A 14019-nucleotide genomic window follows, 5' to 3' on the forward strand; every position below is an offset into this window, starting at 1 on the left:
AGGGACTCTCAGCCCGCCGCGGAGTCCTCCTCTTCCGGCGGCGGGCAGTAGGGCGCGACCGCCTCCTTCAAGAGCTCCATGTGCAGGGGCTTGTGCAGGGTTCCCACGACGCCGGCCATCCGCTCCGTCGGGAAGCTGGCGGTGAGCACGAAGACGGGCAACCCGCACAGTGTCGCGTCGTCGTGCATCCGCCGCAGGAAGCCGTAGCCATCCATCACCGGCATCATCAAATCCAGCAGCACGATGCAGGGCTTGCGGCACGAGGCCAGGGCTATCAACCCCTCCTCACCGTTGGTCGCCGTCAGCACGGAGTAGCCTTCGAGCTCCAGGTACCGGGCCATCACTTCCAGCTCCGGCTCGTCATCGATGATGAGAATCAGCGGCGGGGTCGCGTCGGGCACGGCTCTCTCTTCCGTGGGGTCAACGGAAAGCTAGGACGCCCGAGCGGCGCACTGCCCAGGGCCCGCTGTTGATTCCGGGCCGGCGGTCCCTGCCATGGCCAGGAGGGGAGGGGCCCGCCCGGCCGCCCGCCCGGAAACAGTGGCGCGGCGGCTCCAGACAGTTCCTGGGCCGTCCCGGAAAAGGCCCTAGGATTCGCGGCCATGACGTCCTCCGACAGGGCCGTGCCGGTCCGGCGCCGGCGCATCGCCGTGGCCTCCGTCACGGGGCTCGCCGTGCCCTGCATCTGGCATGTCCCGATGGGCCTCCTCCGTGGCATGGATCCCTTCCACCCCCGGAACCTGGCTTCGCTCACGCATCGCCCGGGGCATCCTCGCCAGCACCCTGGGCGCGCTCCCTCCGCTGTATGAAAACAAACCGAAACAGCCCGCCCCCGTCCGTGGCCAGGCAGGCATTCCAACCCCCTGAATCGCCGTCCCGGGAGCACCGGAAAAGGCCTTGCGCCCGCCCACCTCCACGGTTTTCCGTGGATGACATGGAACTGGCGCCTCGACTGACCTACAGTTCTTGAACGGAGGGGGACGTTTGCCCGAACTGCCACCCAGCGCGTATCCGGCCTTGTTCGAGCACACGCGAGACGGCGTGCTCGTCCTGGACCCGACCCTGCGGGTCGTGGCCGTGAACCGCGCCGCGGAGGCGCTGCTGGGGCCGCGCGACCTGATGGTGGGACAGCCCGTGGACCGCGTGCTGCCGGGCTGGACATCCCCCCAGGTCTCCTCGCCGGGGGACACCTCCCCGGAGACGGAGGTCCCGCAGGGGCCGGTGCGCACGGTGCGGGTGCAGGCGGTGCCGCAGGACGGCGGCTGGCTGCTGCTCTTGAGGGGCGTGGACGCGGCCCAGGCGGCCGAGTCCATCCTCCGGCAGCAGAAGGAGTTCTTCGAGGCGGTGGTGCGCCACAGCCCGGTGGCCATCGTCACCATCAGCCGCAACTTCGAGGTGCTCAGCTGGAACCCCGCCGCGGAGCGGCTCTTCGGCTACACGCCGCAGGAGGCGCTGGGGCGCAACATCCTCAAGCTCGTGGCCAACGCGGACACCATCCGTCCGGAGGCCGAGGAGACGTCGCGCGAGGTGCTGCGCAAGGACCGCGTGCACGTGGTGACGAAGCGCGTGCGCAAGGACGGCACGGTGGTGGACGTGGAGCTGCGCGCGCTGCCGGTGACGGTGGCCGGGCAGTCCATGGGCTTCATCGCCATCTACCACGACGTCACCGACCTCCAGCGGGCGCGCCAGGCCGCCGAGGACGCCAACCAGGCCAAGAGCCTGTTCCTGGCCACCATGAGCCACGAAATCCGCACGCCGATGAACGCCATCATCGGCATGGCGGGGCTGCTCATGGACACGGCGCTCACGCCCGAGCAGCGCGACTTCGCGTCCACCATCCGCCAGAGCGGGGACGCGCTGTTGGGGCTGCTCAACGACATGCTGGACTTCTCCAAGATCGAAGCCGGCCGGGTCGAACTGGAGCAGCAGCCCTTCAACCTGCGCCAGTGCGTGGAGTCCGTGCTGGACCTGCTCGCCATGCGCGCGAGCGAGAAGTCCCTGGACCTGGGCTACCACGTCACGGACGAGACGCCCGTCAGCGTGGTGGGCGACGGCGCGCGCCTGAGGCAGGTGCTGCTCAACCTGGTGGGCAACGCGGTGAAGTTCACCGAGCGCGGCGGGGTGTCAATCTCCGTGGACACGCCGCGCCAGCCGCTCGCGCCGGGCGGCCTCTTCGAACTGCACTTCGCGGTGCAGGACACCGGCCTGGGCATCACCGAGTCCGCGCGCGCCGGCCTCTTCCAGCCCTTCAACCAGCTGGATGAATCCGTGTCGCGCCGCTACGGCGGCACGGGGCTGGGCCTGGCCATCAGCAAGCGGCTGGTGGAGGCCATGGGCGGGCGCCTCTGGATGGAGAGCGAAGGCGTCCCGGGCAGGGGCGCCACGTTCCACTTCACCTTCCAGGCGCGCGAGGCCCCGCGCAGCGCGGAGGTCCTGCGTCCGGACGCGCTGAAGCTGCACGGCCGGCGCGTGCTGGTGGTGGACGACAACGCCATCAACCGCAAGCTGCTGGGCCGCCAGCTGGCCGCGTGGGGCATGGCCCTCGTGGAGGTGGGCTCCGGCCAGGAGGCGCTGTCCAGGCTGGAGTCCGGGGCGCGCTTCGACCTGGCCATCCTGGACCACCGCATGCCGCTGATGGACGGCCCCACGCTGGCGGCGCACATCCGCCAGCAGCGCGACGCGCGCGAGCTGCCGCTGCTGCTGCTCACGTCCTACGACCAGCGCGACGCGCAGCCTCCGGGCCTCTTCACGGCGGTGCTGCCCCGGCCGGTGAAGGCGTCGCAGCTGCACGACGCGCTGATGACGTGCCTGGCCCAGGACCTCATCTCCGCCCGGCCCCTGCCTGTCGCGCCCGCGCCCGCCACGCGCGAGCGCTCCGTGTTCAACTCGCGCCCCGGCGAACAGATGCCGCTGCGCATCCTGCTGGTGGAGGACAACCCCACCAACCAGAAGCTGGCGCTGCTGGTGCTGGAGCGGCTGGGCTACCCGTCGGACACGGCGAACAACGGCCGCGAGGGGTTGGACCTCCTCGGGCGCAACCGCTACGACGTCGTGCTCATGGACGTCCAGATGCCGGAGCTGGACGGCCTGGAGACGACGCGCCAGCTGCGCAAGGACATCCCCGTCGGCGAGCAGCCCTGGGTCATCGCCATGACGGCCAACGCCATGACGGCGGACCGGCGCGAGTGCCTGGAAGCGGGCATGGACGACTTCCTCAGCAAGCCCATCCGCGTGGAGGAGCTGATCGCCGCGCTGCGCCGCGCCTGGGAGCGCCTGCCGCGCGAGCCCGGGGCCGCCCCCATCGCCCGCGCCCCGGAGGCGCCCCGCATGGGCGCCCCGCGCATCCGCGGGCTGGAGGCGGGCGCGCTGGAGCGGCTGTGGCAGTCCCTGGACGGCCAGGTGGAGCGCATGCTCCCGGAACTGGTGGACACCGCGCTGGAGAGCATGCCCCGGCTGATGGACGACGCGCGGGGCGCGCTCGCGCGCGGCGAGCTGGAGAACCTGGCGCGGGCCGCGCACACGCTCAAGTCCAACGCGGCCTACTTCGGGGCGGCCATGCTGGAGTCGCTGTGCTGGGACATCGAGCAGCGCGCGGACGCCCGCGTGCTGGAGGGGCTGGAGGGGCTCATCGCCCACTGCCAGGAGGCGCTGGACGAGAGCCGCCGGCTCCTCGAGCAGCTCAAGGGCACCGTGGTCTCCCGGGCCGCGGGCTGACGCTCCTTCAGGCCCGCTGGGGCGCGCCCGGGTCGGTGATGGTGAGCGGCTGACGCTGCCCGTCCTTCGCGACGAGGCTCGCGGTGAGGGCGAAGTCCGGCCCCATGCGCAGCTCCAGCGTGGTGGGGCCCGGGTGGGCCATGCGCCAGTCGGGCTCGATGCGCACGGTGCCCAGGAGCTCGCGCTCCACGGTGGTGCGGTCCAAGGCCTCGAAGAGCGCCACCGGCACGGGGCCCGGCCAGGGCGGCAGGTCCAGGTCCACGCTGCGCGTGCCGGGCACGGGCGTGTTGGCGGGGAGCACCTCGTGCTGGCCGCCGCCGGGCACCATGGCGCCAATGGGCATGGGCACCACGTCCGACAGGCCGCTGATGCCGCGCGCCAGGTTGCGCCCGAGGATGGCCGCGCCCACGGCCACGCCCAGCTCCGGGTGCACTTCCTTGTCCGATGACAGCTTCTTGAAGTGGGCCAGGCGCTTGCGGATGGCGGGCATGCGCGTCTGGCCGCCCACCAGCACCAGCTCGTCGATGGCGTCCGGCTTCAGGCCGGCCTTCTCCAGCACGTCGTCGCACGCGGCGGCGGTGCGCTCGATGAGCTGGAACACCATGGCCTCCATCCGCTCGCGGGTGAGCGTGACGTTGAAGTCCACGAAGGCGCCGTCCTTCTGGGTGATGCAGGGGATGCGGATGGGGACGGAGGGCGCGCTGGAGAGCGCCATCTTCGCGGACTCGGCGGCGAACACCAGGCGCTGCATGACGACCTTGTTGTCGCGCAGGTCGATGCCCTGGTCCTTGCGGAAGTCATCCACCAGCGCCTCCACGATGGCCTCGTCGAAGTTGGCGCCGCCCAGGAACGCGTCGCCGCCGGTGGCCAGCACCTTCACCACGCGGTTCTGCACCGACATGAGGGTGACGTCGAAGGTGCCGCCGCCCAGGTCGAACACCATCACCGTCTGCTCGGGGTTGCGCAGGTTGGCGTAGTAGAGCGCAGCGGCGGTGGGCTCGTTGACGATGGCGCGCACACGCAGGCCCGCCTTCTCCGCGGCCCGGCGGATGGCCTCGCGCTGGCGGATGGTGGCGTGCGCGGGCACGGTGAGCACGCACTCCTCGAACTTCGCCCCAGCCGCGTGCGTGGCCAGCGTGTTGAGGTGCTTGAGGATGAAGTGCGCCACGTCGATGAGCGGCGTCACCTTCCCGTACACCTCCACGGCGGTGTAGCCGTCCGGGCCCTCCACCAGCTCGAAGGCGAAGCGGCCGCGGTGGCGGGCCACGTACTCGGACTGGAAGCGGCGGCCCAGGAAGCGCTTGGCGCCGAAGACGGTGTGGCGCGGGTCGTCGATGATCTGCCGGCGCGCCGCCGGGCCGACGATGGCCTTGTCGCCCGCGTGGAACCACGCGATGGACGGCAGGGTGAGGCTCTTCTCCGCGATGGGCACCACGCGAAGCTTGTTCGCCCGGTCGAAGAAGGCCGCCGCGGTGTTGGTGGTCCCGAAGTCAATGCCGAGGATGGGGGCGGCGCTCGTGCTCATGAAGGCCCCCATCCTCGCACGTCCCGCCGCGCCGGGGCACCCGGCACGGCGGTGGAGATGTGCTCAAGGGAGCACCTCCGCGGTGCCATTCGCCTGTGCGCGGAGGTCGGTTGAACCCACGGTGTCAGGTCCCGGGCGGCGTGTTGTAGCCGGCGTCGCCGAAGGGCTTCAGGCGCTCCAGCCACATCTCCTCCAGCACCTTCAGCTCCTCCGCGGGCGGAGGGCCGCCGGGCTCCTCGCGGGGCTTGAGCTTGTCGAGCACCTCGAAGGAGAAGGCCGCCTCGCCGTAGCGCTCCCAGTCCGCCTGCAAGGCGGGGATGCGGTGCATGCGCTGGGCGAACTCGAACCGGATGCGGTTGAACATCGCGGTCAGGTTGAGCGCGTGGCCCACGAACAGCTTGCCGTTGGCGTGGCAGCGGATGGCGTAGATGCCCATGGGCACCTCCGCTTCCTTGTACGCGCGCTTGCGCTCCGCGCGGGCCGCGCGCGAGTCGTCACCCGATGTCATGGCGGCCTCCGTAGCCCAGCGCGATGAGCTGCTTCTCCAGCCGCTCCTTCGCGGCGGCGTCGCGGGGGCGCACCCAGTCGCGGCCCATCCGTTCCCAGTCCGGATCCGTCGCATCAATGCCCAGCGCCTGGAGGAAGTCGGCCTCGCAGACGAAGCACTGCGTGCGGAAGGGGAAGAGGAAGCCGCCCTGCGACTCCAATGAGCGGGCGGCTGCTTCGTAGGTGGAGAACCACCGGTTGAGGAACACGCTGTGGACCTTCTGGAAGAAGGCGCGCGTGTCCAACTGCCCCACGTGGGCCTCCAGGGCCTGCTTCAGGTCCGTCCAGGTGGCGTGGCCCGCTTCCCGCGCGACCACGGCGAGGCCGTGCTTGCGCTGGATGCCGTCCCTTCGCGCGAGCACCTCCCCCAGGGGCAGGGCCGCGAAGAAGGGCAGGGCGCGCATCCGCTCCGCGGCGCGCGTGGCGCGGGCGGTGTCGGGCGAGTCCAGGTCCTTGAGCAGCAGGGACGCGCGGACCTTGTATTCATGAAGCGTGACGGGGAGGGGGCTGCCGGTTCCCATGACGAATCCTCCGGTGCAGGCCCTCACCCGTTGGGGGACCGTGGAAGGACTTCATCGGGAGTCTGGCGACAGCGGGTGAGGCGAGGGTGACGTCGTCTTTCCGGGTGGCGGGCGCCCCTCGGCACCCGTGGACGCGAATAGACCAGACCGCTCGCGCGGCCGTCAACGCGGCTGAAGGCATGCAACCAGGAGAGCGCCCTGCGGCGGTGTGCCCGGGTATGCTCCGGCCTGATGCCCGAACGCGTACGAACAGCTCCCTCCGCGAATGACCTTGCCGCAGCCGAACTGGATGCCGAGCGCATCCTGGAGGGCGGTGCGGAGATCATCTCCGGGGCGCAGCGCCCGTACGCGGAGCTGGAGGCCGTGCTGTCGGCCCGGGGCTGGAAGCGCCGGTTGCTGGCGCAGTTGGATCGGGTGTCCGCGCTCGTGGCTGGGGCTCCGGTGGTGCGTGAAGCGCTGGCGCGGGTGCGCCGCCGCGCCGAGGTGGAGGCGTGGTCCGAGGACATGCCCGTCCTGCGGCAGGCCCGCACGCTCTCCTCGCAGATCGAGCGCATCACCCGGCTCGCGCGGCAACGGCTGGACACGTTGACGGTCGCGCCTCCGGACGTGTCCTTCGATGAGGCGCTGAGGCGGTTGGTGGTATTGCTGGGCCAGCCTGTCAGCAAGGCGCTGAAGGAGGGCGAGGTGGTGGTCTTCGAGCCCGAGCACACCCGTGAGCGCGCGGTGCAGCCAGGCCCGGGCGTGGCCGGTATGAACGTGCCCTCCCGCTATCTGCTGATCGTGCCGTTGGGGATCCTGCTCTGCGTCCTCCTCATGGTCTCACGTGTTCCCGAGGTGCAGACCCTGGGAGGGGTATTCCTGGGGCTCTTCATTGGAGGGCTCCTGCTGTGGCCCCTGCTGCGCTCCGGCCGGCTGCGGATCACCAGCGAGCGGCTGCTCTGGACGCCCCTGGTGGGCGAGGCACAGGCCGTGCGTCTGGACTCGATCGCGGCCAACGGCGTCCGTTTGGACCGGGACCAGTTCGACCTGGTGGTGACGGGGGACCGCCGGCTGCGCGCCCGCAGCGTCCAGGATGCCCTGGGCTTGATGGTCATGCTGGAGCTGCACCGGCAGCCACCCCTGCTCGGCGCTGCTTCGCGGACCGGCGTACAGCTGGAGGACGTTGCCCTCCTCCCGGCGAAGGTGGGGGATGTCGACGGGACCTGCGTCCTGCGTCCCCGGACGCTGGCGTTCATCCCCGACGGGAGCGGCCCGCAGGTGCTCCAGGCCATCACCGGCAAGCCCACGTCACTGAGGGGGTTCGAGCCGGACCGGCTGTTGGAGACGCTGCGCTGGCTGCCCGCGGAGGAGTTCGACGCCTGTATCTCGCGCGTGGCGAAAGCCACGGGAGGGCTGACCTGGGCCGCGGGGGATGCGCACTTCGTCCCCGGCCTGCCGCTCTGGGTGGCGATCCGGATCAAGCGCGGGGAGCAGGTGATGCTCGCCCGGGCGGAGTGGCGCTATCGGGACGCCGCCGAGCGGCTCCTCCAAGGCTGGACGCGGCGCCCCGCGCCTCCGCCTCAAGAGTGACGCGTGCCTATGTCTCGGACTGTCCGCGGCGCAGGCCCAGGGCCTTCATTTTTTTATAGAAAGCCGGGTCCCATCACGCTGTTGAACCGTGTTGATTCCTCTGTGATTGCGAGGACTTCGCGCGACGGCGGTGTTGATGCTGTTGGTCCTTCGCACCCGCTCGTGATGGCAAGTGAGCACGCGGCAGACACACGGACTCGTGTCGCCGCGTTCCGCGCTGGTGTTCCGGCTGCGCCGGGATGCCGTGCCTGCACTGCATCTCAGGCATGTCTTGAGCACGCGCTTGAGGCTGCGGTGACGCTCCTCACCCAGGTCGCCGGCTCGTAGCGCACCGCGCCCGGCCGACCAGCGGGCTTTTTCCCTCACTTCGAAGTCAACGCGCCTTCCGCGCGAACAGGAGACGTGTGTCATGACGTCCAACCGCAAAGCGGCGAGTCACGAACAGCCCCGCATCCCCGACGAATTCACGCTGAGCTTCAAGCGCGCCCCTGGTGGCGGCTGGGTCGTCTCTGGAGCCTCCACGGGGAAGGGGCACTACGCCTACGAGGCCTTCTGCGACGCCTTCTGCCGCATGGCGAAGCCCGTCTCGGCTGCGAGCCTCCCGTCCACGAAGACGGACGCCAAGGCCCGGCGCGACAAGAAGGGCGGTGGCCGATGAGCCGCACCTACGACGTGGGCTCGAGCTCCGAGCAGGGGCGCCGGGACTACCAGCAGGACGCCGTGGCCCACACCCAGGGCCCGGCCGGGCTCGTCGCCGCCGTGGCGGACGGTTTGGGTAGCTACGAGGGTAGCGACAAGGCGGCCCAGGCCGCAGTCCGGACGGTGCTGGGGCACGCGTACCTGGAGCAGGTGGCGGTTGTCGGTGGCTCGCTCAAGCGCGGCCTGGAGTCCGCCGTCGCACAGGCCCACCGTGACGTTCGCCATGAGCAGCGCGCCAGTGGGCACTCAGGGCTCACCACGCTGGCCCTGCTGGTGTTGGCGGGCGGGCGCGCTGCAGTGGCGCACGTGGGCGACAGCCGCGTCTACCGGCTGCGCGCGGAGAAGCTCGAGCAACTCACCGAGGACCACCGCGACAGCCGGCATGTTCTGACGCGGTGCCTCGGCAGCTTCCGCGGCGTCGACTACACGCCGGACGTGCTGGAGACGGACGTGCGGCCCGGGGACGTGTGGCTGCTGTCCACGGACGGCGTGCACGAGATGCTGACGCCGGAGCAGCTCGCTGCCGTGCTGACGGATGGCGCCGACGCCCAGGTGGCCGCCCGGGCGCTGGTGGAGTCCGCGCTCGCCGCCGGCAGCCGCGATAACTGCACCGCCCTGGTGGTGCGGGTGCCCGGGGAAGCCCCGGAGACGAAGCGAGGTGCCGCGTGAGCGCGCCTCGTACTCACTCCGCCGCCGTCATCCGGGTGGCCCTGCGCAGTGGCACAGGGCATCGCGTCTCCATCAGCGACACCACCGGCGTCGTCGTCAGCGTCTGGGACGCGGACGCGCGGAAGGCCTGGGTGAAGGCCGACGACTTGGAGCGGGTGCGCCGCGAGCGCGAGCGGGAGGCTGCCACCCTGACTTCCAACTCGTGCGCCACCGCCGTCACCCGGAGGCCCACGCGATGAGCTGCCGTCCCCACCCCGAGAATGGTCCCTCCGGGGGCGCCCCCACGCAGCGCCAGCAGGAGGTGCTCGCGTACGTTCACGCCTACAAGGAGGCCCACGAGCGCGCGCCCACGGCGCGTGAGCTGTGCGAGCGCTTCGGCTGGACCTCTACCAACGCCGCGCACGACTACTTCGGCCGCCTGGAGCAGCTCCGGCTCCTGACGCGCGAGGCGAAGGTGGCGCGCTCGCTGCGACTCACCCCGTCCGGCAAGGCCGTGGCCCAGGCGTACCTCTCCGCCCATCCGGAGGTGCTCCATGGGTAGCCCGCTGCCCACGCCCGAGGAGCGCCGCGAGCAGGTGCGCGAGTTGATGCGCACGTGCCCGGAGCGCGAGTCCGGCCTGCTGCGCCTGCGGCTGTACCGCGAGACGCCCCCGTCCCCGGAGGACGCGGGGTACGGCGGACTCAAGGCCCGGTGCGCGGTGTGCTGGGCGCTGCGCCCGCGCCACCTGCAGCTCGGCGAGGTGAAGGAGCGCCCGGTGGCCACCTGCCGGCATCCTGCCTGCGAGCGGCTGTGGCGGACGGCGAAGAAGCGGGAGCGGCCATTCCATGCGCGCGCGAAGGCCGCGCTGCTGGCCTCGTTCGCAGGGGGGCCCGAGGTGCGCCATGCGTGACCTGCTCACCGCGGCCGGCATCCTCGCCGCCCTCGCCGTGCTTCGGGGCGTCACCGCACTCCTCGACATGGTGGACCGCGACGCGGCGCCCACCACGCCCACACCCACCACCGGCCGGCCCGTGCTGCGTGTGCTGCCGGGCGGCCTTTCCACGCAGCGCGAGGAGGCGAAGCACCATGGCTGAGACGGCCATCGAGTGGACGGACGTCGTCTGGAACCCGACGCGCGGCTGCTCCCGCGTCTCCCCGGGCTGCGGTGGGGGAACTCCCGGTGCGCGCAAGGGCGGCTGCTACGCGGAGCGCATGGCCATCCGGCTGTCCGGGCCGGGGCAGGCCTACGAGGGGCTCGTGAAGAGCACCCCGGCGGGCCCGCGCTGGACGGGCAAGGTGGTGCTCGACGCGGAGAAACTGCTCGAGCCGCTCCGCTGGCGAAAGCCCCGGCGCATCTTCGTCAACAGCATGAGCGACCTCTTCCACGAGTCGCTCCAGGCGAAGGACATCGCGAAGGTGTTCGCGGTGATGGCGCTCGCGCGGCGGCACACCTTCCAGGTGCTGACGAAGCGCGCGGACGTCATGGCGCGCGCCGTGGGCAGCGAGGACTTCAAGGGCCAGGTGCTGTCCATCGCTTCCATGGAGGCGACGCGGCGCGGGCTCAAGCTGGATCCGGACGAGTTGCGCTGGCCGCTGCCCAACGTGTGGCTGGGCGTGTCGGTGGAGGATCAGCAGCGCGCGGACGAGCGCATTCCGGAGCTGCTGCGCACGCCCGCGGCGGTGCGGTGGCTGTCCTGCGAGCCGCTGCTCGGGCTGGTGGACCTGTCGCGATTCATGCAGTGGCGAATGCAGACCGGCGGCTGGAACGGGCCGGTCCATCACCACGTGCTGCCGGCAGTCGGTGGAACCCGGGGCCTGGACTGGGTCGTCGTTGGCGGTGAGTCCGGCCCGGGCGCGCGACCCATGCATCCCGTCTGGGCGCGACGCCTGCGCGACCAGTGCGTGAGCGCGGGCGTGTGCTTCTTCTTCAAGCAGTGGGGCGCGTGGAAACCCTGCTGCGCGATGACGGAGCAGGAGACGGACGCGCTCTACGAACCTGTGCCCGAGGGCATGCCGGACGACAGCACGCGCCGCTGCCTCGTGCCGGAGGTGACCTTTCCCACGGAGCCACTGCCCGTAGGCGGTGAGGTCCACACGCTCTTCGAACTCGGGAAGACGGCCGCTGGCCGCGTCCTCGACGGCCGGACTTGGGACGAGATGCCGGAGGTGGTCCGTGGTTGAGCGGCCCATCCTCTACAGCCAGCCGATGGTCCGGGCACGGCTCGCTGACCGGAAGACGGTCACGCGGCGGCTGGTGAAGTCTCTCGGTCCGGACACCGTCTACGGACGTAAGCCCGACTGGGTCGGTGTCCCTGAGTCGGCGCGTCGTCGCGGTGGGTGGCTGCTCCCCGACATCGGCCCGCAGTTTGTCTGTCCCTTCGGCCAGCCCGGGGACCGGCTCTGGGTGCGGGAGACGTGGGCGCTGGAGGACCTGGAGGGCGACGGCCAGCGCGTTGTGTGGATGGCCGACCGTGCCGCCGCGTGGCGCACGAACCTCGCCGAGCGCTTCTACTTGGCGTCGGACTACGAGCCGCGGCGCTGGACGCCCTCCATCCACATGCCGCGCTGGGCGAGCCGGTTGACGGACGAGGTGGTGTCCGTGCGTGTCGAGCGCCTACACGACATCACCGAGGCGGACGCGCGGGCGGAGGGGATGCAGCGCTACCACGGCCCGTTGAGGTGGGGGCGGTGGCTGGACGTCCTCACCGGGGAGCCCATCCACAACAGCGCGCGGGACGCCTTCGCCACCTACTTCGTGACGCTGCCCGGCGGGACGGATGCGTGGGAGTGCAACGACTGGGTGTGGCGCGTGGAGACGCGGCGGGTGGAGGGCGCGCGATGACGCCCCGCTACCTGGATGCCGGCGCTGAGCTGAGCGAGTGCGGCCTGTACCGGTACCGCCTCTGGCGCCGCTGGTCCGCGCAGGAGGGCGCGCCGCGCGTCCTCTTAGTGATGCTGAACCCCTCCGTCGCCGATGGGCAGCAGGACGATCCGACGCTGCGCCGCTGCGTGGCCTTCGCGCAGTCGTGGGGCTACGGCGCGCTCACGCTTTGCAACCTCTTCGCCCTGCGGGCCACCGACCCGGCGGACCTGATGCCGGCGAAGGACGCGGTGGGCCCGCTCAACGATGCGGCCCTCGAAGCCGCTGCGCGTGATGCCACCCTCGTCGTCGGGGCGTGGGGCGCCCACCGCATGGTGCCCCAGCGTGCGCCCGCGGTGCTGGCGCTGCTGCTCCGGTACCACTCGGTGCACGCGCTCGCGCTCACAGGCGCTGGCGAGCCGCGGCATCCGCTGTACCTGGCCGGCCACCTGCGGCCGCAGATCTACCGGGAGGCGCTGTCGTGAGCCCCACGCGTATTGTCGTCCTGACCGGCACCTGCGCTGGTTACGTCCTCGCCCACGCGGAACCGCGCTTGGGCAGCCTCCTCCTTGGTGTCGTCTCCCTCTCTGCGGCGCTTGTCGCGGCTGCTTCCTGGGCGCTACCGCTACTCGACGAGCGTGCCGACCATCTCCAGCGCGAGCGGACCCGCGGGCTCGAAGCTGGTGCCGTCGTACGTGAGAACGGCCACGCCTTGTGCGCGAAGGAAGCGTTCTCGCGCATCGGACACTGGCGCATTCATGACGAGGCAAAGGAGGTCATCAGGTTTGCCGCGGAAGTGGCGGTACTCCAGCAGCTGCGAGAGCGCGGCGCGCGTCAGGTCAACCTCGCTTCCCTGACCCAGCGTCTTCACCTCGAAGATGACACGCCTACCATCGCCAGGGCGCCTTCCCCAAAGGTCCACCGACTTGGGTATCTCCCTGACGTCTCGCCAGCCTCTGGAGAGGAGAGCGCGGTTGAGCGCGGCAACAAGGTCGAAGTGGCCTTGCACGGCCTTCTCCTGCAGCGCGAGCGTTTCCTCGGGCGACCGCCGTTCGCCACCCAGGACGGGTGCCGCTGGGAGCCGCGTCTCATCGAAGGGGCGCTCCATGAGCGTCGGTGCCATACGCGCCCGCCGACTGGCAGCAGTTGGTGCCGCGGTGGTGGCGCCGACGCCGGCGCGCTCGCTAAAGGTCAGCCGAAAGCGGATGATGCGGCGCTGGGTTCCGTTGCTGTCTGTGCCGGTCGACCACCAGTGCTGCGTGCTGCGCGCGATGCCCAGGAAGCGCAGGAGACGCGTGGCGGCACCTTCAAACACGAAGTTCGTATAGCGGTTGGTGGCGAGCAGCTTGTTCTGCCCATCCATGCGCTGGTCGCCCGTCTTCCCTCGGCCCGTGTAGATGAGCTCGTTGCCCTCCCGGTAGTCCTCATAGTCGAAGGACTTCGCCCCTCCGATGTGGGTGATGAGCAGCAGCGCCTGCATCTCGGGGCGCGAGGCCATGCCGCCGACGGAGCTGAAGTAGTTCGGCTCGCAGGCGAAGAGCTTCCCGAGCTCGTCCCAGGAATAGATGCGACCTGGCTCCAAGCTTGGCAGGGGACGCTTCGCGGGAGCGCTGGCGTCCTTCAGCGACACGACGTTGAAAGCGAGCGAGCGAAGCTTGGCGCGGACCGTGGCGTCGCCGCCGCTGAAGGCGGTGTTTGCCAGCGGCTTTCCGTGTTGGAAACCATAGGCCGCACCGACGATGGCCTTGGAATCGAAGAGCTCTCCCTCAAACGAGAGGAAGTAGCTCCGGGCTTCTCCGTATCCGTACTTCTGGAGGAAGGCTTCTCGGCCGATCTCCCGAAACTCGGCGATGGCTGCCAGGACTGCGTCCCGCGATGTGAGGTCTTGAAGGGCCACCCGGAGACCGTACTCCAGCCCTACCCACACGGACGTGCT

At 70.7% G+C, this 14019-nt stretch carries 16 protein-coding genes; 10 read left to right on the top strand and 6 right to left on the bottom strand.

Annotated elements, in window-relative coordinates:
• Positions 1-8 precede the first annotated feature (8 nt).
• A complete protein-coding gene (locus KYK13_RS12270) occupies positions 9-401 on the bottom strand; it encodes a two-component system response regulator (protein ID WP_223644275.1) in 393 nt (130 codons plus the stop codon).
• A gap of 583 nt (positions 402-984) precedes the next feature.
• On the opposite strand from KYK13_RS12270, the gene KYK13_RS12275 reads away from it, so the two are divergent.
• Complete coding sequence (locus KYK13_RS12275; RefSeq protein ID WP_223644276.1) at positions 985-3714, top strand: PAS domain-containing hybrid sensor histidine kinase/response regulator; 2730 nt, start codon at positions 985-987, stop codon at positions 3712-3714.
• A gap of 7 nt (positions 3715-3721) precedes the next feature.
• Here KYK13_RS12275 and KYK13_RS12280 read toward each other — a convergent pair whose 3' ends face one another.
• The 3 genes from KYK13_RS12280 to KYK13_RS12290 all read right to left on the bottom strand — a co-directional run bounded on the left by KYK13_RS12280 (position 3722) and on the right by KYK13_RS12290 (position 6306).
• Positions 3722-5239 carry an Hsp70 family protein gene (locus KYK13_RS12280; RefSeq protein ID WP_223644278.1) on the bottom strand — a complete coding sequence of 506 codons (1518 nt, stop codon included), beginning with the start codon at positions 5237-5239 and terminating at the stop codon, positions 3722-3724.
• Positions 5240-5363: 124 nt separating this feature from the next.
• A complete protein-coding gene (locus KYK13_RS12285; RefSeq protein WP_223644280.1) occupies positions 5364-5747 on the bottom strand; it encodes a GIY-YIG nuclease family protein in 384 nt (127 codons plus the stop codon).
• Positions 5734-6306, bottom strand: a complete 573-nt coding sequence (locus KYK13_RS12290; RefSeq protein WP_223644283.1) for a hypothetical protein — start codon at positions 6304-6306, stop codon at positions 5734-5736. The genes KYK13_RS12285 and KYK13_RS12290 overlap by 14 nt, the downstream gene beginning before the upstream one ends.
• 231 nt (positions 6307-6537) lie before the next feature.
• On the opposite strand from KYK13_RS12290, the gene KYK13_RS12295 reads away from it, so the two are divergent.
• The 3 genes from KYK13_RS12295 (at position 6538) to KYK13_RS12305 (ending at position 9243) form a co-directional block, all read left to right on the top strand.
• A complete protein-coding gene (locus KYK13_RS12295) occupies positions 6538-7875 on the top strand; it encodes a hypothetical protein (RefSeq protein WP_223644285.1) in 1338 nt (445 codons plus the stop codon).
• Positions 7876-8284: 409 nt separating this feature from the next.
• Positions 8285-8533: a hypothetical protein gene (locus KYK13_RS12300; RefSeq protein WP_223644287.1), complete on the top strand. Its 249-nt coding sequence runs from the start codon at positions 8285-8287 to the stop codon at positions 8531-8533.
• On the top strand, positions 8530-9243 hold the full coding sequence (locus tag KYK13_RS12305; protein WP_223644289.1) for a PP2C family serine/threonine-protein phosphatase: 714 nt from the start codon (positions 8530-8532) through the stop codon (positions 9241-9243). The genes KYK13_RS12300 and KYK13_RS12305 overlap by 4 nt, the downstream gene beginning before the upstream one ends.
• 13 nt (positions 9244-9256) lie before the next feature.
• Here KYK13_RS12305 and KYK13_RS12310 read toward each other — a convergent pair whose 3' ends face one another.
• Complete coding sequence (locus KYK13_RS12310) at positions 9257-9430, bottom strand: hypothetical protein (protein ID WP_223644291.1); 174 nt, start codon at positions 9428-9430, stop codon at positions 9257-9259.
• Positions 9431-9478: 48 nt separating this feature from the next.
• On the opposite strand from KYK13_RS12310, the gene KYK13_RS12315 reads away from it, so the two are divergent.
• The 6 genes from KYK13_RS12315 to KYK13_RS12340 are packed head-to-tail and all read left to right on the top strand — an operon-like array spanning position 9479 to position 12568.
• A complete protein-coding gene (locus KYK13_RS12315; RefSeq protein ID WP_223644293.1) occupies positions 9479-9784 on the top strand; it encodes a LexA family transcriptional regulator in 306 nt (101 codons plus the stop codon).
• Complete coding sequence (locus KYK13_RS12320) at positions 9777-10133, top strand: hypothetical protein (protein WP_223644295.1); 357 nt, start codon at positions 9777-9779, stop codon at positions 10131-10133. The genes KYK13_RS12315 and KYK13_RS12320 overlap by 8 nt, the downstream gene beginning before the upstream one ends.
• Positions 10126-10317 carry a hypothetical protein gene (locus tag KYK13_RS12325; RefSeq protein WP_223644296.1) on the top strand — a complete coding sequence of 64 codons (192 nt, stop codon included), beginning with the start codon at positions 10126-10128 and terminating at the stop codon, positions 10315-10317. Before KYK13_RS12320 ends, KYK13_RS12325 begins: the two co-directional genes overlap by 8 nt.
• Positions 10310-11404: a DUF5131 family protein gene (locus KYK13_RS12330; protein WP_223644299.1), complete on the top strand. Its 1095-nt coding sequence runs from the start codon at positions 10310-10312 to the stop codon at positions 11402-11404. The genes KYK13_RS12325 and KYK13_RS12330 overlap by 8 nt, the downstream gene beginning before the upstream one ends.
• A complete protein-coding gene (locus KYK13_RS12335; RefSeq protein WP_223644301.1) occupies positions 11397-12065 on the top strand; it encodes a hypothetical protein in 669 nt (222 codons plus the stop codon). The genes KYK13_RS12330 and KYK13_RS12335 overlap by 8 nt, the downstream gene beginning before the upstream one ends.
• On the top strand, positions 12062-12568 hold the full coding sequence (locus KYK13_RS12340; protein ID WP_223644303.1) for a DUF1643 domain-containing protein: 507 nt from the start codon (positions 12062-12064) through the stop codon (positions 12566-12568). Before KYK13_RS12335 ends, KYK13_RS12340 begins: the two co-directional genes overlap by 4 nt.
• A 140-nt stretch (positions 12569-12708) precedes the next feature.
• Here KYK13_RS12340 and KYK13_RS12345 read toward each other — a convergent pair whose 3' ends face one another.
• Positions 12709-13980, bottom strand: coding sequence for a hypothetical protein (locus tag KYK13_RS12345; protein WP_223644305.1), 1272 nt, complete (start codon positions 13978-13980; stop codon positions 12709-12711).
• Positions 13981-14019: the final 39 nt, after the last annotated feature.

It is taken from the genome of Corallococcus sp. EGB (assembly GCF_019968905.1).
Lineage (GTDB): Bacteria > Myxococcota > Myxococcia > Myxococcales > Myxococcaceae > Corallococcus.